The sequence below is a fragment of the Ginsengibacter hankyongi genome, from assembly GCF_008710285.1.
Lineage (GTDB): Bacteria > Bacteroidota > Bacteroidia > Chitinophagales > Chitinophagaceae > Ginsengibacter > Ginsengibacter hankyongi.
In genome coordinates, this window is sequence record NZ_VYQF01000006.1 from 132147 (window position 1) to 158545 (window position 26399).

Annotated in this window: 19 protein-coding genes; 8 read left to right on the plus strand and 11 right to left on the minus strand. The window is 38.5% G+C overall.

Annotated features, from left to right (window positions below; genetic code table 11):
- Window positions 1-53: 53 nt before the first annotated feature.
- The 5 genes from FW778_RS17540 to FW778_RS17560 form a co-directional block, all read right to left on the minus strand.
- Complete coding sequence (locus tag FW778_RS17540; protein ID WP_150416156.1) at window positions 54-3866, minus strand: hypothetical protein; 3813 nt, start codon at window positions 3864-3866, stop codon at window positions 54-56.
- A gap of 309 nt (window positions 3867-4175) precedes the next feature.
- Window positions 4176-4337, minus strand: coding sequence for a methyltransferase domain-containing protein (locus FW778_RS23785; RefSeq protein ID WP_150416241.1), 162 nt, complete (start codon window positions 4335-4337; stop codon window positions 4176-4178).
- A gap of 159 nt (window positions 4338-4496) precedes the next feature.
- Window positions 4497-5999, minus strand: a complete 1503-nt coding sequence (locus tag FW778_RS17550; protein ID WP_150416157.1) for a hypothetical protein — start codon at window positions 5997-5999, stop codon at window positions 4497-4499.
- A 288-nt stretch (window positions 6000-6287) separates the two neighbouring features.
- Window positions 6288-6785, minus strand: a complete 498-nt coding sequence (locus tag FW778_RS17555) for an OsmC family protein (RefSeq protein ID WP_150416158.1) — start codon at window positions 6783-6785, stop codon at window positions 6288-6290.
- Between the two features lie 16 nt (window positions 6786-6801).
- Window positions 6802-7197, minus strand: a complete 396-nt coding sequence (locus tag FW778_RS17560; RefSeq protein WP_150416159.1) for an amino acid-binding ACT domain-containing protein — start codon at window positions 7195-7197, stop codon at window positions 6802-6804.
- Window positions 7198-7261: 64 nt separating this feature from the next.
- On the opposite strand from FW778_RS17560, the gene FW778_RS17565 reads away from it, so the two are divergent.
- The 3 genes from FW778_RS17565 to FW778_RS17575 all read left to right on the plus strand — a co-directional run bounded on the left by FW778_RS17565 (window position 7262) and on the right by FW778_RS17575 (window position 9190).
- Window positions 7262-7948, plus strand: coding sequence for an ArsR/SmtB family transcription factor (locus tag FW778_RS17565; protein ID WP_150416160.1), 687 nt, complete (start codon window positions 7262-7264; stop codon window positions 7946-7948).
- A 336-nt stretch (window positions 7949-8284) separates the two neighbouring features.
- Window positions 8285-8482: a hypothetical protein gene (locus FW778_RS17570; RefSeq protein ID WP_150416161.1), complete on the plus strand. Its 198-nt coding sequence runs from the start codon at window positions 8285-8287 to the stop codon at window positions 8480-8482.
- Between the two features lie 174 nt (window positions 8483-8656).
- On the plus strand, window positions 8657-9190 hold the full coding sequence (locus FW778_RS17575) for a hypothetical protein (RefSeq protein ID WP_150416162.1): 534 nt from the start codon (window positions 8657-8659) through the stop codon (window positions 9188-9190).
- A gap of 172 nt (window positions 9191-9362) precedes the next feature.
- On the opposite strand, the gene FW778_RS17580 is transcribed toward FW778_RS17575, so the two are convergent.
- The 6 genes from FW778_RS17580 to FW778_RS17605 all read right to left on the minus strand — a co-directional run bounded on the left by FW778_RS17580 (window position 9363) and on the right by FW778_RS17605 (window position 20035).
- The gene (locus tag FW778_RS17580; protein ID WP_150416163.1) at window positions 9363-10418 is read right to left on the minus strand and encodes a flavin monoamine oxidase family protein; all 1056 of its coding nucleotides are present in this window, start codon (window positions 10416-10418) and stop codon (window positions 9363-9365) included.
- Window positions 10419-10723: 305 nt separating this feature from the next.
- A complete protein-coding gene (locus tag FW778_RS17585; RefSeq protein ID WP_150416164.1) occupies window positions 10724-11899 on the minus strand; it encodes an endo-1,4-beta-xylanase in 1176 nt (391 codons plus the stop codon).
- A 21-nt stretch (window positions 11900-11920) separates the two neighbouring features.
- A complete protein-coding gene (locus tag FW778_RS17590) occupies window positions 11921-12748 on the minus strand; it encodes a fumarylacetoacetate hydrolase family protein (protein WP_150416165.1) in 828 nt (275 codons plus the stop codon).
- A 205-nt stretch (window positions 12749-12953) separates the two neighbouring features.
- Window positions 12954-14672 (minus strand): IlvD/Edd family dehydratase, encoded by a 1719-nt coding sequence (locus FW778_RS17595; RefSeq protein ID WP_150416166.1) that lies wholly within the window; start codon window positions 14670-14672, stop codon window positions 12954-12956.
- Window positions 14673-15323: 651 nt separating this feature from the next.
- Window positions 15324-16862 carry a SusD/RagB family nutrient-binding outer membrane lipoprotein gene (locus FW778_RS17600; RefSeq protein ID WP_150416167.1) on the minus strand — a complete coding sequence of 513 codons (1539 nt, stop codon included), beginning with the start codon at window positions 16860-16862 and terminating at the stop codon, window positions 15324-15326.
- 11 nt (window positions 16863-16873) lie between these two features.
- Complete coding sequence (locus FW778_RS17605; RefSeq protein ID WP_150416168.1) at window positions 16874-20035, minus strand: SusC/RagA family TonB-linked outer membrane protein; 3162 nt, start codon at window positions 20033-20035, stop codon at window positions 16874-16876.
- A 249-nt stretch (window positions 20036-20284) separates the two neighbouring features.
- On the opposite strand from FW778_RS17605, the gene FW778_RS17610 reads away from it, so the two are divergent.
- The 5 genes from FW778_RS17610 to FW778_RS17630 all read left to right on the plus strand — a co-directional run bounded on the left by FW778_RS17610 (window position 20285) and on the right by FW778_RS17630 (window position 26246).
- Window positions 20285-21139: an AraC family transcriptional regulator gene (locus FW778_RS17610; RefSeq protein ID WP_235906391.1), complete on the plus strand. Its 855-nt coding sequence runs from the start codon at window positions 20285-20287 to the stop codon at window positions 21137-21139.
- Between the two features lie 11 nt (window positions 21140-21150).
- Window positions 21151-22668 carry a gluconokinase gene (locus FW778_RS17615; protein WP_150416170.1) on the plus strand — a complete coding sequence of 506 codons (1518 nt, stop codon included), beginning with the start codon at window positions 21151-21153 and terminating at the stop codon, window positions 22666-22668.
- Window positions 22669-22790: 122 nt separating this feature from the next.
- The gene (locus FW778_RS17620; RefSeq protein WP_150416171.1) at window positions 22791-23924 is read left to right on the plus strand and encodes a bile acid:sodium symporter family protein; all 1134 of its coding nucleotides are present in this window, start codon (window positions 22791-22793) and stop codon (window positions 23922-23924) included.
- Window positions 23921-24877, plus strand: coding sequence for an RraA family protein (locus tag FW778_RS17625; RefSeq protein ID WP_150416172.1), 957 nt, complete (start codon window positions 23921-23923; stop codon window positions 24875-24877). The genes FW778_RS17620 and FW778_RS17625 overlap by 4 nt, the downstream gene beginning before the upstream one ends.
- Before the next feature lie 94 nt (window positions 24878-24971).
- The gene (locus FW778_RS17630; protein WP_150416173.1) at window positions 24972-26246 is read left to right on the plus strand and encodes a mandelate racemase/muconate lactonizing enzyme family protein; all 1275 of its coding nucleotides are present in this window, start codon (window positions 24972-24974) and stop codon (window positions 26244-26246) included.
- Window positions 26247-26399 lie beyond the last annotated feature (153 nt).

Below are 26399 nucleotides of genomic sequence, written 5' to 3' on the forward strand. Positions count from 1 at the left end.
ATTCAATTTTTGTAAAGCAAATATAAGTGCGCGATATAGTCTCAATTCTTTAGTTAAAATTCCAGGTCATTTTTTCTATAGAGCCTTTCATACTTGCTGTTTTTGTGAGCGCCGATACTTGTACTTATTCCACTGAAAATAATTTTAGTCAAATAATTAAAAAATGAAAAGTTTTTTAGCCGTTCAAAATAAATAAGCCCGGTCCGGGAGGTATTATTATTTCTTATATAAAAGAAATTTACCAAATTACTCTCAGTGCTCTTCAACAGTTTTGTTTTTTCCGTCCCGCCCTTTTTTAATAGTTTAATATGCATGTTATGATAATAAAATTTCATTTTGCCCCAGGCAACATTGTCATTACCGATGGCATTCATATTGAAATAGTCTAAATAACCCGTAACAAATTTTACGTTGGAAAGCGGTGCCAGTAAAGGATTTAAAATTGATAATGAAACAGGCTGTACCTGCAAATTCAACCGGAAACCATATAATAAATCGTGGTAAGATTGATGAATGTTAATGTTAAAAGGAACTTCATCTAAAAGACGGCCTGCAATATTTATTAATAAAGAATCCTGCGGATGAATCTGTTGATTTTTAATGTTACTTATGTTGCCATCCAAATGAGTGAGCACGAGGCTGCCATCCAATCTTGATTTAGCATTTCTCTCTGTATAAATTATTTTTCCATCGTCTATAAAAACCTTAGTTGCAGAAAGAGGCAAGTCAATTTTTTTTATTTGCTCCGTAAATAATTTCTTACGAACGTTAGGCAACAACGGCGGAAGTTTATCCCTGTAGACATTTACATAGGGATGATTAAAATCAGCCGTTTGCACAGCTAAAGAATTTCCATTGAGTAGTGTCGCCATGTCTACCCCGGATAACAAAGCCCGTCCGGAATTAAAATAAATATAATCAGTTTGATATGGACTTAACGCTATTGCAGAATCGCGGGATAGCAACGGATGATAATTTATCGAATCTACTTTAAGTTGTTTCTTACTGCCATTATAATTTACTTCATCCACATGCCACGAAGAATGTTTGGTGGTATAATTTGCTGAAGAAGTGCTCATCCATGCGCCTGGATTTTCTGTAAGTAGTTTAACCGGGGTTTTTATCGCGTTATTGTTTAATGCCACATTGCCGATAGCAATATCGTTCAATCTAAGATCATTTCCTTTTACATTAAAAGCAAAACCCTTTGAATTTTTTAAACTTAACGATGTAAGAAAAGCCTGCCACGCAGTTGAGTTTGCTGCAACAGGGAAATTAATCTTTTGCAAGCTTACATTAATATCACCATCAATATCCACAACTTTTTTGTTATCCCTAATGTATGTCGCCTTTCCTGATTCAAGATTAAAATCATCTGCTGTAATTTTATCCGAATCGATTGCAATGTTGTCCATTGTTATTTTACTTGCTTTAGAATCAGGCAATAAAATATTGCTGTTCGATATACTATCCTGCAATAACAAATTCAAGACAGGGTCAGTAATATTTAAATGATCAATTTTAATTGAGGGAATTTTTTTTGAACTTTTAGCAATAGTTGATAAAGCTTTTTGTTGCTGGTAATTAACATCCGGGGATTGTAATGCGACGTTTTTAAAATAAACATCCTTAGTAAAATATTTATTGAATGCTCCTTTAAGTTGTACAGAAGGAATGGTAACCATTAAATTTCCGGAACTATTGTTTTGCTGAAACACAGTATTTTTAAACTCCTGCGCATTATCAGCTAAATTAAATTCTGTTGCTTTTGCCCGCATAGACGCAGTTATATAATTCAATTTTTCTCCTGCCAGTTGCAACCCTTTCATTTCAACAGGGCCCTCGTAATTTTTAAATATTGATTCTATTTGAACATCCTTAATAAACGCCGTCGCATTATTATCCTTATTTACAATTTGCAAAGCGGTTTGTTTGCCTTGTATGTTTTTTAAAAGTAAGGATGTATTTCTATGTTGTTGCTTACCACCTGCGGCTACATTTACGTTTATGGCACCGTTATTCCATCGCATTCCATCAACCACAAAACTGGTGTTATTTTTTTCCGAATAAATTTTATTGATAGTTACATCCTTGATCCGGGAATCAACCTGGCGGCTATTATTTTTAATCAATAATTCTGCTGCATGTAACTGGTTATTCGCATCAAACCGTACATCCTTCAATTGTGCGTTGATATCGCCAATTTTAAAAAGACCATCCGTGAATGATAAAGTCTGTACATCATTATAAAGGCTCACATGTTTAATGTCCGTAAAATTTTTGCTTAAAAACCCAAGGTTCAGTCCATTTAATTGTAACGAATTGCTAAGGCCCCAGTTAAGGTTAATAGTTCCATTTACAATTTTAAGTTTGTCAATCGCCATAAAATCATCAAACGTGTGGGTTGAATTAAAGAGCATTGATTTTTTAGAAATTTCCACCTCCCTATCTTTCTTAAAATTTATAACAGGTTCATATAAGATAGCTTCGCTTGCAGTTAAATATTGATCCAATATCAACTCAGACCAGTTGATACCCAATAGCTCAAAATAATGTACGTTATAATCCCTGTAGTTCCGGGCTTTGTTTTTACCGGAGACTGTATGCACTGAAAAATTATTAAGTAATAATTTATCGTTTGAGAAACGCACGCTGTCAAATGAAAAGATGCTCGTGCTATCGGCGTTATATAGCTGGTAACCTTTAACCATCATGTCAAAACTTTTTATTGAAATAAGTTTTGATGAATCGGGATTGATACGAAGATTGCTGATTTGAAAATTTACTTTACCTGAGTGAAAATCGGGTAGCGTTTTTTTTCCCTTAATACTTAAATGAATATCGGCATTCATTACACCCACAAAACCCAGGTCCAGGTTACCCGAAAATGTTTTTATAATATTTTCAATATCAGGTACACTTTTTGAAATCTTGCTGGTTCCTGCCTGTGTTGAATTAAGACTAATGTTTGATACAGGATTTTCGCAATAAACGGAATCTGCCCTGATAATGTTTTTCTTATATAACGCAGTAAAATCCACCCCTACAAGCGCTAATCTTTTAAAACTAATAGTGTAACTACTTTCCGATTCGTGAACAGGCAGTGCTATGATAGTACAACTATCAAGTATAATGTTTTTCGCCTGCTCTATCGAAAGCTTTTTAAATAATAACCTATGAAAACCATCACTTAAAGTAATATCCTGTTTGGAGGAACTAAAATCAAGGTTATTATTTTCCAGGTATTTGCCGGGTTCGCCGTTGTGTTTATCCAGCTTTTTAAGAGTAAAATAAATATTGGAGAGCACAATAGGTTTTTTACCGGGCGCTTTATTATTAAGAATAAGCTTGGCATTAATTACATATATTGAATGGGTACGAAGCGCTGAAATCCCCTCCTCTATTGAATTATAGATTTTACCTAATTCAACCCCCAGGAAAAGCTGGTTGGCTGAATCGGGAATATTTTTTACACGATTATTATATACCTCAATAACCGGATCGTATGCTTTAATTTCTTTTATCTCCAGCTGCCGGTGAATCAATAGCGACCATATTGAATTGGTGTGTAATTTTATTTTTTTGAAATTAACCTGGTAACTTTTAGGAGCATTACTGTTAGCCGTACTTGAAATGTTAGCTTCACGAATGTTAACATCGCTATTGATAAAATCAAAAGTTGCGTCAGCGAGCCTTAGTTGTAGCCGCCCTCCCGATCTTTCATTAAAAAGATTTATTAAAATGCTTTTGGAATTATGCACAAACCACCCGTAGCCCGCAGCAAGAGCAAGAATAAATACAGTAAGAATAACAATAGCCAGCTTTATCAAATGTTTCCGAAAAGGTCTGTGGCCCGCTGCTTTCATAAAAAGTAAGGATTAATAATCCATAGTCGCCGTTTATATTTGTAAAATTAATGAGATAATATTAGTTATCATTTAATGTTTGAGCAGTCATTGTCAGGCAGCCCGCTGAATAAACTTAATCCAGTTTCTATAATTAATTGTTTGAGTTGCATCGTCATTGCCAAAAAATGAAGCAGGTTTTTCGTGTAGCCAATTGTCGACTTCCCGTACGTTATTTTGGTATTCTCAACCGCTGCAATAATGTTACTTTGTGTTGTAAAATATAAAGCCAACTGTTTTTTATTGAAAGCTTCAGAATTTTTAAATCCCTTAATGGATTTTACCACGCTGCACTGCAAAATTCAACATCTCCTGCGATGCGTCTGTGCCATAAACATTTGTTGCAATTTCCAAAAGGACTTTTGTTGAAAGGCCTGTTCCGCAAGCTATGTCTAATGCGTTATTAAGCTTTTTGTCGAGATGTATAATAATCTTTGATGTGCTTTATAGTGTTGCTGTGAAAGTCGGGCCGACCTTTCGAATAACGCTCTGCCACTGTCTTTGGATTAAAGTAGTTCATCTTCTTTCGTGTTGCGTTCTTTACTTCGCATGCAACGTTAGTTGGCTTTCGATTGACCAATTAAGGTATTGCTAATATTTTATTTCCGCAAAACAAATATAATGTCTGTAGATACAGGGGAAAACTATCTCGTTAGCGCTTACTTGTTGTCCAAGCCGTGAAATCATACTGTATTTAAAGTCAAGATTCCTTAATGGAACTTTGTCTGAAAGTGTGCCATCACCCGCAAGCGTTTGCTCATTCATAATTTGAGTTTGTTTTACAGATTCGTTATACAGGAAATATATTTTGCTCGCCGCATTTATTACAGTAAATGACGGAAACGTAACACCCGCATATTGAGATTTAACGATCTCGTTAGTCCAGCGAAGATGTGCCTTGTTATCAAAATAAAATATGATCACATTCTTGCAGTAGGCGCTCGCTAATATTCTAAAACTGGAAAATATATAGGATGAGGAATAGAAAATAGGATTATCCCGCAGACCCCATGGCAGGATAAACGCTGCGGGTGTCTCGAGGTCTTCGGCTGTTACAATAAATCCCCCATCGTTCGTTAATATAACATCTCTCAAATAAAAACCGTCCAGCGTATTTGTTGCTGCCTTTTGAGATGCAGCTTTATCAGGCCCAGCATCGGCAAAAGAAAAAAAGTTGCTTGCGACTAACGCATTCATCTGTTTACTCCAGATGGCACTATAAGGTCCTTCTTTGTCACTATTTCTTTTTTTAAAATATAATGCATTGATGACGTATTGCTGGTTCACATTATCTACGCGAAGATCTACCCTGTCCAACAAATTGCCGGATAGGTTCAGCAAATGCATATTGAAATTATCTTGTGTGGGAGCTTTGATAACGAGTATTAATTCATTAAAAACATCGGTTGGATCCAACTTACTCCCCTTGGTAAAAACAAAGTTGCCGTCATTATCAACCAGGAAATCACTGAACAAATCGTTTTCTGTTTCAAACAGACTTGGTATATGTGATTTGCGTATCAGTTGAAGACTATCATTAAAAAGCAGCGTGGTAAAATCGTATAAGTGATTACCCGTAAAAACATCGCCCTTATAAAGTTTATAAATAATTATTTTCGATTTGTCTTCACTGCTGATGATGTGATAAAGCTCAATATCGGCGATAAATTTAATATGCGTCGTATCAAGTTGAAAAGGTTCCCGTATCGTTTTTCCATTTTCGTCTATGGCCGCCGCCATGCAATAAAAAACATTTCTTTTTTGGAATTGATAGATCACATAAACCCGCCCAGCACAATCAACAAAATCTAGTGAACGAATAGTTGAAGGCAAAAAATCAAGATTTGCATTGCTTTTTAATTTCATCTGGTTATCGTAAACCGCTATCAAATGTTTATAGCGGATATTTTTATAAACCAGAAGATTGCCGTTTAATTTTCCTATTATATGGAAACTCTTCGTTAAACCAAACGGAACCCTGGTTGGAGCGTCAAAAAGAAGATCGTCACGTTCAGGTTTGCTGTAACTTATTTCCTGTGCCAGTGATGATAAGCATGAAAAACCGGCTATTATAAAAATGAAAATAGTTTTCATGGTGCTTCGGTGGAAGATTAAAAATTTAATACATCTAATTTAGGTTAAATGCTATTAAAGGAAAGAAGCAACTCTTTGATAATCGAAAATGCCTATGGATAAGTTGAGCATGAATCGGGGAAGCCTTCAGTTTTTCTTAAGCCGTATTGTATTGATATGGTTTTAAGTTTTAGGTAATTATTTTAAAGGGTTCAAAGGATTACAGTTGAAATTAAGCATTGCCCGTCTTTTCCAAATTACAATCTGGATTTTAATTGAAATGTGATCAATATTTTCGACAAACATAAGTTATCGATTCGTTTTTCTTCCCGATTCGCTTGTTGTTATGTAAACCGGATTGTGATGCACAGGAAAGTTTAATGAGTTGGCTACAAAACATAATTCATTTGCCTTTTTGTGAAGTTCATTAGCCATTTCTATATTCAGAATGCCTGTTATAGTAACGGTAGGATTCAATGTTACCTCTGTGAATTTACCACCGCCATTTGCAGTCTCAATCATTATGCCTGTTGCAGTGTCAACATAGTTTGTTACAATAATACCTTCCACAGCACATAAATGCAGATACCACAACATATGACATGATGAAATAGAAGCTAACAAAAGTTCTTCTGGGTTATGTTTTGTTTTGTCGCCGCGAAATGCCGGGTCGGAGGACCCCAAAATATCATTTTTGCCATTAACTTTAATAATATGGCTCCTTTCAAATTCTTTGTAATTTGAAGTACCTGTTCCAGTATTGCCTGTCCACATTACTGTAAGGGTATAATTATGTTGCCTGCTCATATTGTTTTCTATTTAATCAGCTTTGCCATTCTTTTGTCCATTCCTGAGACACTTGTATGCCTTTTTCGTAATTGTCAACAACTACAATCAATTGATTTGAATGATCGCTGTATTGTGTCAAAATATTTACGTTAGCATCTGCCATTCTTCTGCAAAACATTCCTAGTTGGCCCGGAACATCCTGGCGAAGTTTCTGAATTATTACATTGTTTATTTTCCGGACTACAATTTGAACTTTTGCTAATTCTTCTTTTGCTCTTTCTGCTTCTTCAACTAAATAATGTGCGATTGCTATTTCGCCATTTTGAAATACTCCCCCACCCTCCAGGCTGATTTTGCTTTTGCCTAATGTTTCACCCATATGCGCCAATTCTCCGGGCTTGTTCGCTAATAAAATTTCTATGTCTTGCATTTTTTGTATTGTTTGTACAAAGAAAATACAATTATTATTTTTACAATTCATTTAAGATTGAACTATGGATGTAGAAGATAAGTTTGTGTCAATTTCCGCATTGTTGTGTGAAACTACAAGAGCAAGAATGCTTTGGAATTTACTTGACGGAAGAGCATATACTGCAGGTGAAATGTCTATCGTTGCAGATACTTCGCCTACTTCTGCCAGTAATCATTTGTCAAAGTTGCTTGAAGCAGAAATAGTCAAAGTCGAAATTCAGGGACGACATAGGTATTACTCTCTTTTAAATTCTGACGTTGCCTATGCCGTTGAAGGATTAGCAAATCTTGCAAAAAAAGGTTCTTCTAAAATTATAAAGAAACAGCCCAAACAAAATGGTGTAAAATATTGCAGAACCTGTTACGATCACTTAGCTGGCTTTGTTGGTGTTAAAATTGCCGAAACATTAGAAGCGAAGGGCTATTTAACAAAATCAAAAAATATTTATTTAGTTTCTAAAAAAGGCTGGGAATGGTTTCAGTGGTTTAATATATCAAAAGAAGGTTTTATTAATAATCGTCGGCCAATAACGCGTCAGTGCCTTGATTGGTCAGAACGCCGCCCGCATTTAGCCGGCCAGCTAGGTGCATCATTTTTAAACAAAATGTTTGATAGAAAATGGTTTAAAAAAGTTGAATTTTCAAGGGAGTTAATCATAACTTCAAAAGGCCGGGAAGAACTTTATAAGATGTTGGGTATTGCTCTGTAATTCTGACTTTTCAAAAGGTACAAATTCATTTTTTCATTTCCTGTACCAACAGCCGATTGCTATTCCCTCTGCCAGCCTCGCGGCAAACTGCAATGTATACTGGCTACTGTAATTATTTATCGTAGAGTAAATGTTTACAATTGCTCCTGACTTAAAGGTAGTAAAACTTACAAGTTGCGAATCTGTAAGATGTAGAGTCGTAGCAAACACAATAATTCCTTTCCTTGTTGTTTAAGTTTAGTGATATCGGCAACAAGGTCGGCTGAGACACTGATATAAATACAGGTATCAAATTTGATTGGTCAGGTTAACGGCAACTTTTAAAAATAATGCACCATGAGAAAAATCATTTTAATCCTTCTCATATTCCAGGTGGCCTGCCACCAGGGCATGGAGAACAAACCTGTGGAAAACATACCTGTTCCTGTTAGGAGCGATTCTGTTGATACACAGAACCTGAAGTATCCGATAAAGAAAGGCGTAAGTGTGGATTCCCTGGCTGGGGAAAAGACGATGGGCGAAAAAACTAAATGAGATTGGCTTTGCAAAGAAAATGGTAATTACTTTGCTACAACACCAGCCGCAAACAAGGCGGGTATCTTGTAAGCAAGCGGTGGAATATTGTTTTAGGCACACTAATAGCTTCCGAATCATAAGAGTAAAAAGTCTGGCGTTGCTTTTGTAAGAGACGAATATAATTTTCTAAATATGAATATCAGTTTTCAGCATATAATACCAACTGGTTTCAATAACCAGTCCCGAGTTTGGATATACCAAAACAACCGGCCTTTTACTAAACCCGAGATGCTTCATATTGAAGAGCATCTGGGAAACCGCATCCTTGAATGGGAATTTCAAGGTACAAGTTTACAGTCTCATGTGAGTATATTGTTTCAACAGTTTATCATCGTGATGGTGGATCAACCAGCAACACAGAATAACAGTTCCTATGCAGGCAACCTGATCGGATTGATTAGGGAGATTGAAGAGGATTGCCAGGTAACATTATCAAACAGGCAGATGCTTGCTTTCATTATACAGGATAGAATACAGCTTATGCCGCTAACCATGGTGAATGATGCAATTGAGAAGGACCTTATTACTTCCGAAACACTGTATTTCAACAATACAGTGCTTACAAAAGAAGAATTATTGAATAACTGGATTGTACCTCTTAAAGATAGCTGGCTTAGCAACAGGATGCCCGAGAATGTAGAAAGTGATGATGAATTTATTTACTGACACTCTCCGCGTAGACCGGCGCTGAATTTATCACAGGAAAGCCCGCTTCGAGCATAAGCAAGTTCCTTCGGCATGGGGCTTCCCGGAAAAATGATTTTTATTTTGAAGGTTTGTAAGGGGCAGCACGCTGAGACACTAATAACCGATGTATTAAATATTATAAAGTGCGAAATTAATTTAGAATATTATCTAAAACTTTTATTGCAGAACAAACAGCACCTTCCATGTATCCCGGAAATTCAGTTGATGATTCTGTTCCCGATAAAAACAATTTTCCATCCAGGTAACTTTCCTGCAATAATGGATGCCCATTGTTTTGATGTGGCCTTTCGATATGCTGCTCTCCGCCCCATACAAATTCATCAGTCCACACTTTGTCATAATAAGTAACAGGATATTTTGCGTCATCCCCAAACAGTTCTGCTAACTGCTGTAATACAAGCTCTTTTCGTGCCTCTCGCGAATAAGAGGAAGCACCGCTATTTAGGAAACCCGTAAAACCAAACCTGTCTTCTTCAACATTAGTGTGGTCATACATTTCAACAACTATACCTGCATGACTGTACAACATTCCCGAATATCCATTGTTTCGCCAAAAGGACGCTGCATATTCTAATACAAATTTTATATTGCCGGCCATCCAGGTTTGAACGGTGGGTAGAATTATTGCCAGGTTACGAGGCAATCCAGTATAAAACTGAATTTGCGAAGCTGCTAATTGTGGTGGTAAACACAACACAACCTTATCAGCATAAATCATTTCTCCGTTTAAAGTCTCTACGCACAATTGGCCTTCTGCTTCTTTAATGGCAATGGCTTTTGTATTCAGCCTGATGTTTTCAGAAGCTATTTTCTTGCTTAACGTGTCAATCAGCATTTGCGTTCCGCCTGCTATTCTGTAGGATGGTGTGTCTGCTTCAGGTATAAAAAATTTTTGTGGCGGTTCAAAAGACTTGGTTTGAAAGAGTGACATGCCTTTTGAGAATTGCGGAAATTTTTTTAGTCCCAGATTTTCAATCAATGATAATAAATTCGGATGCATATCCGAAAACCATGTAGCACCTAATTCAAGCGGCGTTTGCAATTTTCCTTTAACTGTTTGTATCCTTCCTCCTAATCTTGATGATGCCTCCAGAATTATGGATTCTATATTTTTTTGGACAAGTAAATAGGCCAGGGTGAGTCCGCTTAGTCCACCGCCAATAATTACTATTCTTCTTTGTTTCATTGAATCTTTATGTTGCCAATTTTGGTCCCTGCTTATTTGGCTTGTGCGTAACGTTTACGGCTTACTGCTGTGCCAGTAATTTATATCGTTCATCCGTCACCGTTAGCCCCGTAGAAAAACTATTGATGAAGATAGGTACAAAAGATGAATAATGAAACTCTATGTGGATTGCTACTGATAGCATTATAAAGATGGATTTGCGTTTATACCGGTGAAAGATTGCCTACGTACAAACGCTGCTCTACACTCTTGCTCCAGGTGTCTTTTCCGCATGCCTGGACTAAATAAGGGATTAAGCAGTCACATTATTTTATTTCTTCAGGAACATGAAGCACAGCATTTAAAGCTGGCTTCGGTTGCCGGCTTCTATCCCACAGTAAGGGATAATTGATGCGGTTGGGAATAGGATAATCATTTTTCCAACTCATGCCATCATGTACTCCCCAAAAAGTTACCCTTGCAATTTTATCTTTTTTACTATAAAATATTTTAAATAATTCTTTGTACCTGTTAGTGAGTAATTGTTGGACACTGTCGGGTAATCCATTGCGATAAGGATCCAGGAAGTTCTTGAATTCTTCCAACTGAAATTGTTTATCACTCATACTTTGGCCAATGATCTGTCCTTCTTTTGTTAAGGGTAACACATCTACATCCAGTTCGGTGATCATTACTTTAACGCCGCATGCAGCGTAGGCGTCAATGGCTGCTTCTATATATGCTGTTTTAGGATAGTTGAGCCCCCAATGGCCCTGCATACCTACACCGTCAATGCGTATGCCTTCTTTCTGCAACATTTTTACCATGCGTACTATACCATCCCTTTTTTCCGGCCGCCAGGCATTAAAATCGTTATAGTATAATTCTGTATTGGGCGCAAATTCGCTGGCAAACTTAAATGCATATTTTACGAGTGTATCGCCATTACCAAATGCATTTACCCATGAGGTGGACCTGTAGCTGCCATCATTATCTATCACTTCATTCACCACGTCCCAGGCATTTACTTTGCCGGCATACCTACCGGCTACTGCTTTGATATGATTTCGTAAGCGTTCAATTTGTTCTTCTTTTGAATTAGGCTTCCCTTTTGCATTTATAAAAAACCATGCGGGTACCTGGTTATGCCAAACCAATGTGTGGCCAACGATAAACATATTATGTGCCCGACCAAATGCAACAAATGCATCGGCAGGAACATAATTGAAAACGTCGGGCTGAGGGTTTATCAAAGCAGCTTTCATTGAATTTTCCAATGTGATACAGTTGAAATGCTTAATCACAATATCCTGCGATGCTTTATCTGCACCTGAAATTATAGCATCATTAACTGAAACACCCATTAAAAATGCGTTACTGTAAACTTCTTTTAATGTTTTATTGCTTCCAGAAGGAGTTGCAATTTTCTTAGTATCACTACAATTTTCTAAACAAAGAAAAATGAATAGTAAAGTGTAAATCGTTGGAAATACTTTCTTCATAGGTTGATTCTTTTCTATTTCTTACGCTACAACATTTATCAGTTCACCTATTTTATCAATAGCAATTGAAATTTCATCGCCACTTTTCAGTGTAAATTCATTCCCGGGAACAATACCGGTGCCGGTCATTATCATACAACCGTATGGAAAAGAACATTCACGATAAATAAAAGAACTTAATTCTTCAGGGGTACGCCTCATCTGGTTAATAGCAATACTATCTTTAAAAGCAATTTGTTTGTTTCTGCTGATAGTTAGCGTAATTTTTGTGTCGCTCTCAATTGGCTTTTCCGTAAGCAATATACAAGGGCCAACGGATGCACATCCATCATATGTTTTTGCCTGTGGAAGGTATAAAGGGTTTTCTCCTTCAATACTACGGCTGCTCATGTCATTTCCAACGGTATAGCCTATTATTTTTCCTGAGCTAGTTACCACCAATGTCAATTCAGGTTCCGGAACATCCCATGTGCTGTCTTTTCTTATTCTTACAAACCCTTTATTACCTACTACACGGTGTGGTGTACTTTTGAAAAAACATTCGGGTCTTTCGGCTTCATACACACGACTGTAGAAATCTCCGCCGCCGGCATCTTTACTTTCCTCCTGTCTTCCGATTTTGCTTCGCAAATAGGTTACGCCACAGGCCCATAATTCCTGGTTATTGCCAATTACAGGAAGTAATTCTTCAACCAGTGTACTGTTCCCTGCAGTGGCATCTTTTATAAGTGCTGTTGCAGATCGAAAAGCATTATCATCATTAATCAGTTTTTCCCACCGGGCCTTTACCGCATAAAAATTTCCATTGGATTCAATTACAGTTCCGTTGTTGGTGTTGTACAATTTCATTTTTATTTTCTTTTTAAATTGTCTTTTGATTATTATAATCTATCACTCCATAATAGCGTTTACCCTTATGCGTTACTTCAATGGCATTGATAAAGTTTGATTTTTTTACCCAGAAAAAGATTTCATACAACTTTAATGAATCAAAGCCAGGTTTATGTAGTGAATGTTGCAGTTTGGTGTTACGCAGGCACCAAAGAAATAAATGTTAATGCGAATCCCTGGTTACTTCACTTCCGGAATTTCCCTGTAAAAAATCAAGATCAGCACCTTTATCAGAACCCATCACATGTTTTATGTACAAACTCACATATCCTCTTTCTGCTGCGGGTTTAGGAGCGGTCCATTTTTTTCTTCTTGATGCCAATTCTTCATCTGTTACGTGCAGGTGTAATTTTCTTTGTGTCACATCCAGTTCAATCATATCTCCATTTTGCACCAACGCCAAATTGCCGCCAATGGCTGATTCCGGTGATACATGCAGTACGGCTGTGCCGTAGGCAGTACCACTCATTCGCCCATCACTTATCCGAACCATGTCTTTAACGCCTTTCTCTAATATTTTTTTGGGTAAAGCCATGTTACCTACTTCCGGCATACCAGGATAGCCAACAGGACCTACATATTTTAAAACCATTATACAAGTTTCATCAATATCTAGGTTAGGATCATCAATTCTGGCATTGTAGTCTTCTATACTTTCAAATACTACTGCACGGCCTGTATGCTCCAATAAGGCAGGCGTGGCTGCGGAGGGTTTTATTACTGCGCCATTTAAAGCAAGATTGCCTTTTACCACAACGCAACCTGCATCAGGTATCAATGGTTTTTCATAAGTGGCAATTACATCATCATTGTAACAATCTGTATGGCCCTTAATATTCTCGTGATGATTTTTACCGGTAACCGTTATTATATTTTTGTGTAAAATATCTTTTAGTTCATTTAAGATTACCGGTAACCCTCCGGCATAATAGAAGTCCTCCATCAGGTATTTGCCTGAAGGCATCAGGTTTAATAATAATGGAATTTTACTGCCAATTCTATCAAAATCATCCAGATTTATGTCAATACCAATTCTGCCCGCAATAGCAATAAGATGAATTATAAAATTGGATGAACCACCCACTGCTGCATTTACCAAAATAGCATTTTCAAATGCTTCCCTTGTCAATATTTTATCGATGGTTAAATTTTCTTTTACCATTTCTACTATTCTCCTGCCGCTCAGTTGCGCCATTTGCTTTTTTCGGCTATCGGCTGCGGGAATGGCCGATGCGCCACTTATTGTTAAGCCCAACGATTCTACCATCACAGCCATGGTACTTGCAGTGCCCATCGTCATACAATGACCGATACTCCGGCTCATACAGCTTTCAGCTACTTCACATTCTTCTTGTGTCATTTTTCCGGTCTTCATATCTTCATCAAACTTCCATACGTGTGTGCCACTGCCAATAGTTTGTCCTTTATATCGTCCATTCAGCATAGGTCCACCAGGGACAACTATTGTTGGCAAGCCCACACTGGAAGCACCCATCACAGTTGACGGAGTTGTTTTATCACAACCTGTTAACAGTACTACGCCATCGATCGGGTTGCCACGAATACTTTCTTCTGCATCCATACTTGCCAGGTTTCGGAAAAGCATTGCTGTTGGTTTCAGTAATGTTTCACCCAGGCTCATGATGGGGAATTCTAATGGAAAACCACCGGCTTCCAACACACCACGTTTCACCATTTCAGCATGCTCCCGCAAATGTGCGTTGCAAGGCGTTAGTTCGCTAAATGTATTGCAAATACCAATCACGGGTCTTCCATCAAACATATCGATGGGCATGCCTTGGTTTTTCATCCAACTCCGGTAGATAATACCGTCTTTATTTTTTTTACCAAACCAGTTGTGGCTTCTTAAATTTTCACTCATATATCATAAATTTGGGAAAAGTCATTCGTTATTCTTTATTATTGCTTCTTTAGTACGGACACCATTTACTAACCTGTAAATTTTCATTGGGTTCAGATCTGTTAGCTCTTCCGGCAATTGTTCCTTTTCAGCAGCCCGTCTAATCTCTTGCGATGTTGATTTATAAAAAGATAGTCGTTGTTTTTGTCTGTAGAGGGGTTGTAAGAATAAAAAGTTTCATTCCCCAAGCCTGAAAATTGAACGCCTATGATTTGTTTTTCTATTGTCATTTAAGTTGTTTAAGTAGCTGTTTAGCTAAGGGGATAATTTTAAAAAGACCTAATGTAAATACAAAAGATCGGCCTGCTGTATGAGAGGTTGAAACCACAATTGCGGTCTCGCAATTTAAACTAGATTCGGGCATACTTCACTCCTGAAATACAAAGCATCTCTTAGCGCAGGCAGATTAGCTTTTTAAAAAATGTCTACATTAAAATGTATTGACTGGCATACTTAATTACGGATTTTTATATTATTATATAAACTGTCTAAAGATTATGAAGGAACTTTCATCAAACCACCAGCCACTGTAACAAAAATTGAGACTGTGACTGGTGGTTACCAAATCATGTAAAAAACTATCTGCTTTGCATTGTCTGTTGATTCTTTTATTTATTTATCCCACCAAATCCTCGTACTTAATTTATCCGCTCCCTGTTTAGCAATTGCCGCATTTACATTATCTGTGTTTACTGATAATTCGGAAGTAGGATAGGTAAGCCTCCTGATAAAAGTTCCGGTGGGTACATCCGGATTGTTGGGTTGTCCATAAGGATTAGGGGTTAATGCAGGAAATCCGCTTCTTCTGAAGTTGGCAAAGGCTTCCGGGCCATTTAAAAATGACGCAATCCAATACTGGGTATTGATTTGTTCCAACTCAGTTCCTGCCATTAGCGGATTTGCAGCTATGTAAGTATCCCTGTCACCGGGTGCCACCGTACAACCAGCATCATAAGTAGCCATTTGGTCCATGTGGGCTTTTATTCCATCAGAAAAATATTGTGCAGCAGTACCAGAGGTTATCCATCCTCTAAAGGCAGCTTCGGCCAATAACAAATCTGTCTGGGCAGCAGTAACATAAAATACCGGGGCAGAAGGTTTTACGATCCTTCTCCGATCTGCCTGGCTGTAATCATAGAAGCTTGCCAGACCATCAGCGCTTGCCTGGGCAACAATAGTACCATTATCATATCCCATTGGCATTCCAATTTGCTGAGCCGGGTTTGTAGAACCCACCCCCACCGTTTGTCCATTGCCTGAAGTGGCACCTACATAACGAATAGCAATAGCCGGTAACCTGGGATCGTTAGTATTTTTCAGCTGATCAACAAAAGGCTTGGCCAGGTAAAAATTGGCAGCTTCACTTCCGTTTAGCATACCACCAATAGGCTGTGTATAATTGCCGTCTTGTCTCATGTATGCATTATCAGCATTGGAAGTTATTACACCACCTGCAAAAGCAGCCTGAACAGTAGCCTTGGCTTTGTCAGCATCAATCTTACTGAGCCTCATGCCCGCTCTCAAGAGCAATGAATTGGCAAATTTTTTCCATTGGGCAATGTTTCCGCTATACAGTACATCCTGTGTTTCTATTACACCGGTAGCGCTCAATGCTGCAGAAGCATCCTTCAACTCCTGAATAATGTTCGGGTAGATATCCTTCTGCTCATCATACGAAGGAAAAAATTTCTGGTCAGAATAGCCAGCTCCTCCCTGAGAGTAAGGGATGTTCCCATATTCATCCGTGAGAATCATGAATGCATAAGACTGGAATATGCGGGCCATATTATAAAGGTTACTTCTTGCGGCAACACTTTTTGTATTTATAATTACATCATGCGTATACTTAATAACATTTTCGTAGTAAACTACCCATATAGAGGCTAAAGTAGCTTCCTTGCTATCCTGGTTAAAATTGGCGCCGGCCAATACCCCGCCATTAGGCGTAACCATCTGTTGAACGATTCCTACATCAAAAACCAGTGATTTTCCGGGAAATGAAGTATTAATAATAGCATTGTTCAAAAGAAGAACAGGATCGATAGCTGTCGGGTCGGTAGTATTTTTATTTAATCGTTCCAATCCCTTGTCACAGGAAGCGGCGAATAATAATAAAACAGCCAGTAAACTATAGTTACGTATTTTTTTCATAATTAATCGTATTAAAATTTAATATTTAAGTTCACACCCAAACCTCTTGTAGTTGGGAGGCTCGGAGACTCTAGTCCGATCATATTATCAGAACCATACCCGGAGGATTCGGGATCAATATTGTCAATCCATTTCTTAATAATGAGAACATTGTTAGCAACTAAATCAAGCTTAAGACCTTTAATTGGCCATTTTGCCGGTATGAACTTTGTGAAATTGTATCCAAGGGTAATCTGCCTGAGTTTCCAGTAACCCCCATTATAGATAACGGCTTCAACCAGCGCTTGTGATCTGAGGTGCTCCCAGTAAGTTTGATTTTTTGCTACGGCTGTGTTGACGTTTCCATTGGGGTCCACGCCATCTCCAATCACACCCCCTTCTCTTCCTTGCAATGTCATTTTATGAAGCCCTTCGCGGATAGCGTTGAAGTTAGTACCTGATAAAACTTTGTTGCCTAATTTATAATCTATGAAGACGGACAAGCTGATTTCTTTGTAACTAAATGAATTAAGAAATCCACCGGTCCATTTAGGCAAGGCACTTCCAAACAAAACAAGGTTGGGTGTACGCAATGGTATTCCGTTTGTCTGAAAAATTTTTCGCCCTTTTGCATCCCGGGCATATCCATACCCCGCAATCTGCCCTATTTCTTTACCAACAACATCTCTCACTTCTCCATTAAATGGGTGAGACCCTATGGTGATTCTTTCTCCGGGTGTACTGGTAAGTATGCTGAGTACCCTTGTTTTATTAAATGAGGTATTCGCAGTAAAATCCCACTGGAAATTTTTTGTACTTATCGGTACTAAATCCAGCAATACTTCAAAACCCAAATTGCGGCTTTTGCCACTATTGATACTAGTATTAACAAACCCCGAAGCATCTGATATTTGAACCGGAACAATCTGATCGGTAGTTATTTTTCTATATGCAGCAACATCTAGATTCACCCTGCTGTTGAACATTTTTAATTCCAGTCCTATTTCCGTTTCAGCTGTTCTGCTGGGTCTTAAATTGGCATTTGGCACTGTCGTGCCACTCGCTCCTACTGGCACTGCGGTTCCTGATGGATTATTGATCAAATTAGAATTAATAGAATAGAACAATTGGTTAGAATAAGGAGCCACGTCACCATCACTTCCCACTTCGGCATATCCCATTCTAATCTTTCCAAAAGATAACCAGGGCATACTGTTTTTCAGTGTTTCTGAAAAAACATAAGCGCCGGAAACAGAAGGATATAATATGCTTCTGTTAGCTGCAGATAATGTAGAGAACCAATCGTTTCGAACGGTACCGTTCAAATACAAAGTCCGGTTCCATGATACCTCTCCGGAGCTATACAAAGAATTTACACCTTTTTGAGAAAGATTGTAAATGGGGTTTTTTGCCCTGCCATTTTGAACCGTATAAAGCCCCCTGATAATAAAATCAGTTACCTGAACATTGTTCACGTCAGTGCGCCTGCGCATTTGATTGCCCCCACCGGTGAGAGCGACTGCAAAATTTCCAAATTCTTTGGTAGCATTTACCAAAAAATCAAGGTTGGTTTCTCTGAACCGGCGTGATTCCTGGGTATACACTCCATTTACAAAACCAGGAGGTGCTGACGTCCTTGAGGCCTGGCCCGTAGGAAAATTATTTACATCCTCATCGCGTGACCAGTAATCCTGGCCAAAACGGCCCTGAACAAAAAGCCAGGGAAGGATATCATATTTTGCCGAAACGTTTCCAAAAACCCTGTCTCTCCGGATATTATGGAACTGCTGTGATAATTCCCAAAATGGGTTGGTCCTGTTTTTGAATCTTGAATAGACATATTCATCCTGCGTTCCGGGGATGAATTTATTCGCGTCTAATACACTTAGTGGCATCGAATTGGCTAATGCCATTAAAGTAGTAGGAATCGTATTGTCCTGATTGGATATGTTCGGCGGATTTTTATTAACTTCATTTGTATAGTTAACATTTCCGGCGAAACTAAATTTATCAGATAAATTATAACTAAACCCAAGATTCATCCCCTTACGGTTAAGGCTGTTATTTGGAACGATTCCCTGATTATCTGTATTGTTTAGTGAAAGATGCATGCCCCCTTTATCACCACTACTTTCCATTGTAACCGTATTTGCCAGGTTTTGACCGTGGCGGTAGAATTCCTTAATACGACTCCCTTGTGGAACGTAAGGAATGCCCGGGCTATTAAATAATGTCTGCGTCATGCCCGGCTGAAATTTTTCACCAAAAGACCATTCCCCTGATGTTGGGTTCGGGGTAGTAGGACGAACCCCATTTTCTCCCTGGCCATATATTTTTTGATAATCAGTAAAATCTAAAGGTGCTTCGTCGGTATAATTTCCATTATATGTTACTCCAAGACCCTTACCCTTGCCTTTTGTTTTAGTGGTGATCATGATGACTCCATCTTTAGCCCTGGAACCGTAAAGAGCAGATGCAGGAGCTCCTTTCAGAATGCTCATACTTTCAATATCATCAGGGTTAATACTTGATAAGCCGTCTCCTCCATCTGCAAAAACACCGCCACCATTAACACCAATTGTATTATCATTAAAATTGGTATTATCAATAGGGACACCATTGATTACGATCAATGGGTTGTTTTGCCCGGAAATGGAAGATTGACCCCGGATACGGATCTTTGACGTTCCTCCTGGTCCGGTACCTAACGAACTAATGTTTACCCCTGCTACTTTACCCTGCAAGGCATTCATTACATTCGAAGTTCGGTTTACAGAAAGTTCATCCGGATTAACATTAGTAGTAGAATATCCCAGGCCTCTTGCCTGCTTGGTAATTCCTAAAGCGGTAACTACAATTTCGCTAAGATTCCTGGCTGTGCCTGAGATTCGTACATTTATGGTATTCCTGTTACCCACTGTTTCTTCCTGGGTTTCAGACCCCACGTAACTAAACACAAGGACATCAGTTTTTGTAGCATTAATTTTAAATCGTCCAGATTGATCAGTAACAGTCGCCCGGTTGGTATTTTTAACCTGAACGGTAACTCCGGAAACAGCCTGGTTGTTTTCATCTAAAACTGTTCCGGAAATAGTTGTTTGAGCTTTTCCGGAATTACAAAAAGCAAAAAGCAGCAGAGAAAACAGAAACCTCATCAAGCCCGGTACATAAGCCGGTTGTAGATTTTTTGTCATAAAGCAAATCGTTTTAGTAAATAAATAATTAAGGGAGTTTATTTGGCTCCCTGAGTTTAGAAAAGAAATGCTAAGGTAGAAATACGTTTAAGTAAAAACTTCCAATAAAAAACTTCGTTGGATTTTATAAGTCATCTTAAAATAAATTCCCTTTCTTTATCGGGTAATTTATATTATTAACGATTGCGGTTACAATATACTTGTTCTTAATTGTACATGAATCAATTTCTACTTTGCCAAAAGAAAGCCGTGGAATTACTCCTGTTTCCACACATTGAAGAAATAGGCGTAATCAAGAATTCAGCTATTCGACTAAATGGCTTTCTTAATATCGTGGATGATGGGTTAAAAATATATTATGTACAGGAAGGCAAATTTGAATGGACAATTAATCACCGGCCTTTTATTTTATATCCCGGCGATGTGGCATTAATATTACCCGGAATAGCGTTTGGAAATGAAAACAATGTATTGGAGGTTGGATCTTTTTCCTGGATTCACCTACGGATAAAAGTAAACAAAAAAGGACAACTCCTAACGGGTTCCTGGAGCAGTTTGTCAGATAGTGAAACCCGGGCAGTTAGCAAGATCTTGCAAATGAACAGTTCGCCGGTGCTTCAAAAATTTACAGAAGCAGGCCACATTTTTAAATCTATTCAGTCAGAATTATTTAATCAGGAGATAGGTTACCAGGCAAGGGTAAATCATCTACTTGATGAAATTTTTATCCAGATGTCAAGGCAATTCTCCAGGATATCTAATCCGGGAAGAGATTTTCCATCAACGTTTATGAAATTGGAACACGAGCTAAGACAGGATCTTTCACATCAATGGACGGTAGAAGAAATGGCGGCGCTGGTAGGATTAGGCACTACATTATTTAATGACACGGTCAAAAGTTATTCAGGTTTTTCACCGGTAAGTTATCTTATCAATATCCGGATTTCTGAAGCAATTAAACTATTGAAAAAATCAGACATCAACCTCACCGATATTGCATTGGATACCGGGTTTTATTCATCACAACATTTCTCCACCACCTTTAAAAAACTGACTGGTTATACGCCCAGCCAATTTAGAAAAAATCATTCGCGAACGAAATAATTATTTTAACCATGGAATGTATCATCACCATAGAACTTGGCACCAATGCAGTAAGAGTGTATGCATTTGATTTGAATGGCCGTATGCTTGGCTCACTAAAAGGATATTGCCCCACATTTCATAGTGAACCTGATTACAGTGAACAGGATCCAGACCAGATATTTATCACTATGTTGTATGTTCTCAAAAACCTTTTAAACGATTTAGTACATCCTAAAAAATACAAAGTATTATCAATTTGTTTTAGTGCGTCCATGCACAGTGTGCTTGCCGTAGATAAAAGAGGAAATCCCATGGGTAATGCTATCACCTGGGCGGATAACAGAGCTAATAAGGAAGCTGCCGAACTCAAGAAGTCAGCCCTTGGTAAAAAGATATACAAAACTACCGGTACACCGCTGCACCCCATGTCTCCACTAACAAAAATTGCCTGGATTAAAAACAATGAAAAGGAAAAGTTCAAACAGGCTAGTAAGTTTTTATCCCTTAAGAGTTATATCCTGCAGCAATTAACAGGAGAGTACATGGTTGATTACAGTATTGCATCGGCTACAGGTTTGCTTAACATTCATAAAATACAATGGGAGCCTGAGGCGCTTAAATTTGCAGGCATCACTCCAGCCATGTTGCCAGATCTGGTACCTGTTTTTACCTCTACAGGAAGATTAAACAAAGCCTACCAAACATCATTGGGTCTGTCGGCCGATACCAAACTTCTTGTTGGTTCCAGCGATGGCTGCATGGCGATTCTGGGGGATGGGATAATTGGAGAAGGAATGGCCAACATCACTGTTGAAGACAGCGGTGCCGTGAGGGTAATGGGTGATAAGGTATTGCAGGACGAAAAACAACTTTTCTTCAACTATTTGCTTACCGAAAACCGGTACGTATCCGGGGGGCCTACGAATAACGGAGGTAACATCTTTGAATGGTTTACCCGGCAATTTGGCGATTTTAAAAATCCATTTGACATTGAAGATAGTATGATGGAGCTAATCAATAAGGCCTCAGGTATTTCACCGGGGTCAGATGGTTTAATATTTCTGCCCTATTTATTGGGTGAGAGAGCGCCTATATGGAATGCCAATGCACGGGGTGTTTATTTTGGAATAAATATAAAGCATACTAAAGCCCATTTTCTGAGGGCAGTTATCGAAGGCATTTTATATGAAATTTATAGTATTGGCAAAACGCTTCAGCAACATCGTGCCTTCAATACTCTTTCTATTAACGGAAGTTTTGGCACACTACCCTTTTTTGTACAAATGGTGGCTGATATTTATAATAAGCCTGTCCGGCTGATGCATAATTATCATAGTGTAAGTTATGGCTCCTACTTAATAAGCGCAACAGAAATGGGTATTTACAATTCTCTTGATGAAGCAGTGAAAACGGTTGTACTACGCGACATTGTAACTCCTGAAAAAAATAACCATGGAACCTATTTAAAATATTACAAAATATTTGAATCACTAAGTACTAAACTGGCTAATGAGTTTGCGGATATTGCTGCATTGCAACAGTCATAACCTAAAGCGCCATTACAAACAGGCAATTAATCATAAAGTGCGATGGTTTAATAACCTGCTTTCCGTTAAAAGATAAAAAAACATTATTAACAATCGTCTTAACTAAATATTTCTTTCAAAACATGCGGGTCAAAAATTATCCGACAATCTTTTATAGTGTTGCTGCCCTTTGCGCTGTCTTATCTGTAATCTTCAGGGTAGCCGGTGAAATAAATATGGTAGGATGGTCGATGTGTTTGTTCTTTATGTGTATTGCATTTGCATTGAGGGGTACTCCCTTGCTAAAAGGTATGTCATTCACAGCTATCATTTTTGCCTCAGTAACGCTGGCAATGTTTCATCCGCAATATTTTATAGCATGGAAGAATTATAAATTAAGTGATTCTATCATTCCCTTGATACAGCTGCTTATGTTTGGCATGGGCTCTTCAATGGGTATTAAAGATTTTGCATCCATTGCCAAATCACCTAAGGGAGTAATGGTTGGTGTAGGATGCCATTTTGTTATAATGCCATTGCTTGGTTTTACACTGGCAAGCCTTACCAACTTTCAGCCTGAAATAGCTGCCGGTATTATTTTGATAGGATGTTCCCCCAGTGGCCTTGCATCAAACGTAATGGCTTATCTCGCCAACGCGAATCTTGCCCTATCAATCACTATCACTTCCGTCGCCACATTGTTAGCGCCTTTTATTACTCCATTGCTGATGAAAGTTTTCGCGGGTGCATTAATTGAAATTAATGTGATGAGCATGATGTGGGATATTTTGAAAATGATCATTATCCCCATTGGTGCCGGTTTAATATTTAATAAATTATTATTTGGAAAATTAAAATGGCTTGATAATGTCATGCCGTTTATTTCTATGTTCAGCATTGCAGCCATCGTTACAATAATTGTAGCAGCCGGCAGGGATAATTTGATGAAGATCGGACTGCTATTATTACTGGTAGGATTAATGCATAACACATTCGGCTATTTACTGGGTTATTGGGCAGCCAGGTTATTTAAGTTACCTGAGCGGGATTGCCGTACGGTTGCCATTGAGGTAGGTATGCAAAATGCAGGACTGGCTTCAGGTATTGCAAAACAAATGGGAAAAATTGGAACCATCGGGTTAGCAGCGGCTGTATTTGGACCATTGATGAACATTACAGGATCTGCACTGGCAAGCTGGTGGCACAACCGGTTGCCGGATAGCGAAAAACCAAAATTGATAGTTGAGCCATCTTCTAAATTAAAAAAAGCTATATGAAAAAAATCAAACTTCTAGTAACCATGCTTTACCTGTTTGGGATTCTACAAAACGTACAAAGTCAGCAGGTGCAAATAAGCAAAGAAGAATTAATTGCGTTGACACACGAATGGAAAGGCGAACGCTTTCCTGATGGAAGACCAAAAGTACCGGATGATATTATACGGAGAATGAAATCAGTTAGCGTCGAAGAAGCCTGGGCCGTTTTGAGCAATGCTGGCTATAATTACCAGGTTGCTGAAGATTGGCAAATAATCAATCCGGATAGTGTACTTGTCGGCCGTGCGGTAACCACAACGTTTATGCCTGGCCGGCCCGATGTATGGAAGGCCATTGATTCATTAGGCAAAAAACAAGGGAAAAGAGCTCAAAATGTTTGGGCCGTTGAAATGTTGGTTAAAGGCGATGTATATGTAGCGGATCAGTTTGGAGCCAAACGAAACGGACCCACTATCGGTGATAATGTAGGTAATGCCATTTATGCCAGAACAGGGAATGGTATTGTGTATGATGGCGCAATAAGAGATTTGGAAGGTTTAAAAGAAATAGGAGGGTTTACTTCTTATTATACCAGTTACGATCCTTCCTATCATAATCCCGGTGCCGGACAAAATAGAGATTTAACTACCATGATTGTTGGTATCAACCATCCTACCCGTATAAGAACAGTAACTGTAATGCCCGGAGATGTAGTATTGGGTAAAATGGGTGTGGTTGTTTTTATTCCGCCCCAGTTAGCCGAAAAGGTGGTGAAGACGTCAGAAATTGTGCGCTTACGCGACCAGTTTGGTCACCAGCGTTTAAGAGAAGGAAAATATACGGCCGGACAAATAGATGCCCGCTGGACAGATGAAATTGAAAAAGATTTCTCAAAGTGGTTAAACGACCATATCAATGAATTGCCGGTTGGCAAAGAACAGATACAGGAATATCTGAAAGACAGAACCTGGTAAAATATTTTTTGAAGCTTCAAAAAAATGATGTCTTCACCTGATGGTTCGCGAGGTGTATAAAACAAAATAATTATCTAAACTAAAAAGTAACACAATGTCAAATTCCAGAAGATCGTTTTTAACAAAGACGGCGATAGCTGCGGCCATGACGCCCTTTGCATCTTTATCATCTTTGGGCCAGGGAATTACAGAAGCGGTAGAAAGAACGCCAAAATCTTCAGCCCCTTCTGATTTAAAAATAACTGGTGTAAAGTGTGCTTATTCGGGCGGCGGATTATTTGTAAAAATTCTTACTAACCAGGATATATGGGGCACTGGTGAAGCAGTAGATGCAATTGGTGGCACCTATTATTTGGTGCAACGGATAGGCAAGCAAATTACAGGAAGAAGCCCTTTAAACCCGAACCGTATTTTTGATGAGCTGAGAAAAGGAAATTTCTTTGGGGGTGCCCAATCAGGAATGTATGTTGCTGTATTATCGGCATTTGATGCTGCCTTATGGGATTTATGTGGCAAAGCGCTTGGCCTGCCTGTTTATCAGCTATTGGGCGGCAAGTTTCGTGACAAACTTAGGGTGTATTGCGATACAGAATTATATGCGGTCAGAAATCCTAAACCGGAAGATTATGCAAAAGCTGCTACAGATGCCGTGAGCAGAGGATATACCGCAGTTAAATTTGATATTGATGAAGCAAACGATCCTAATAAATTCGACCGGTATAACTGGACGGCAAGCAATGCAGAGTTAGAAAGAATGTACAATTCCATTGAGGCCGTTCGCAAAGCAGTAGGTCCCCATATTGATATTTGTGTTGACATGCACGGACGCTACGATGCACCGACAGGAAGAAAAGTGGCCAAAATGATGGAGCCTTTAAATCTTATGTGGCTGGAAGAGCCGATACCTGCAGATAATGTGGATGTTTATAAAACCATCACGCAGGAAACAAGCACTCCGATATGCGGCGGAGAAAATTTTTATCTCGGGTACGGCTATACGCGTTTATTATCAGAAGCGGCTATTGATATCATCATGCCGGATCTTCAGAAGTGCGGCGGACTTGGCGAAGGGCAGCGCATAGCTAACCTGGCTAATTTATATTATACGCCTTTTTCACCCCACATGGTAGGTTCTTTTTTGGGCGCTATGGCCACCGCTCATGTGTGTGCTTCAGTACCAAATTTTCATATCCTGGAATGGCAAACATTAAGCGATACAGAACCAAAATGGAAAGAGATCATCACGTATGATAAACCGTTTATTGAAAAAGGATTTCTTGTATTATCTGACAAACCTGGCATTGGCGTTGAACTTAACGTAGAAGGATTGAAAAAATATGCTGTTCCCAACGTTCCTTTCTTTGAGTAAGCAAATCACATTTAACAAGGTTCTGAATATAATTTAATCGCGTCAAAATTTTCGAAATGAAATATTGAATGGAGTTGAGGTAGTTTTTCTGTCTTGCCATTTTGTTGATTGCAGAAAATTATAGCTATACAATCTATGAGTAGTGCTTCAGCC

Bases quoted from the DNA above. Each gene is read 5' to 3' on its own strand.
- FW778_RS17540 (WP_150416156.1), bottom strand. From the start codon at position 3,866: ATGAAAGCAGCGGGCCACAGACCTTTTCGGAAACATTTGATAAAGCTG.
- FW778_RS17550 (WP_150416157.1), bottom strand. From the start codon at position 5,999: ATGAAAACTATTTTCATTTTTATAATAGCCGGTTTTTCATGCTTATCA.
- FW778_RS17555 (WP_150416158.1), bottom strand. From the start codon at position 6,785: ATGAGCAGGCAACATAATTATACCCTTACAGTAATGTGGACAGGCAAT.
- FW778_RS17560 (WP_150416159.1), bottom strand. From the start codon at position 7,197: ATGCAAGACATAGAAATTTTATTAGCGAACAAGCCCGGAGAATTGGCG.
- FW778_RS17565 (WP_150416160.1), top strand. From the start codon at position 7,262: ATGGATGTAGAAGATAAGTTTGTGTCAATTTCCGCATTGTTGTGTGAA.
- FW778_RS17570 (WP_150416161.1), top strand. From the start codon at position 8,285: ATGAGAAAAATCATTTTAATCCTTCTCATATTCCAGGTGGCCTGCCAC.
- FW778_RS17575 (WP_150416162.1), top strand. From the start codon at position 8,657: ATGAATATCAGTTTTCAGCATATAATACCAACTGGTTTCAATAACCAG.
- FW778_RS17580 (WP_150416163.1), bottom strand. From the start codon at position 10,418: ATGAAACAAAGAAGAATAGTAATTATTGGCGGTGGACTAAGCGGACTC.
- FW778_RS17585 (WP_150416164.1), bottom strand. From the start codon at position 11,899: ATGAAGAAAGTATTTCCAACGATTTACACTTTACTATTCATTTTTCTT.
- FW778_RS17590 (WP_150416165.1), bottom strand. From the start codon at position 12,748: ATGAAATTGTACAACACCAACAACGGAACTGTAATTGAATCCAATGGA.
- FW778_RS17595 (WP_150416166.1), bottom strand. From the start codon at position 14,672: ATGAGTGAAAATTTAAGAAGCCACAACTGGTTTGGTAAAAAAAATAAA.
- FW778_RS17600 (WP_150416167.1), bottom strand. From the start codon at position 16,862: ATGAAAAAAATACGTAACTATAGTTTACTGGCTGTTTTATTATTATTC.
- FW778_RS17605 (WP_150416168.1), bottom strand. From the start codon at position 20,035: ATGACAAAAAATCTACAACCGGCTTATGTACCGGGCTTGATGAGGTTT.
- FW778_RS17615 (WP_150416170.1), top strand. From the start codon at position 21,151: ATGGAATGTATCATCACCATAGAACTTGGCACCAATGCAGTAAGAGTG.
- FW778_RS17620 (WP_150416171.1), top strand. From the start codon at position 22,791: ATGCGGGTCAAAAATTATCCGACAATCTTTTATAGTGTTGCTGCCCTT.
- FW778_RS17625 (WP_150416172.1), top strand. From the start codon at position 23,921: ATGAAAAAAATCAAACTTCTAGTAACCATGCTTTACCTGTTTGGGATT.
- FW778_RS17630 (WP_150416173.1), top strand. From the start codon at position 24,972: ATGTCAAATTCCAGAAGATCGTTTTTAACAAAGACGGCGATAGCTGCG.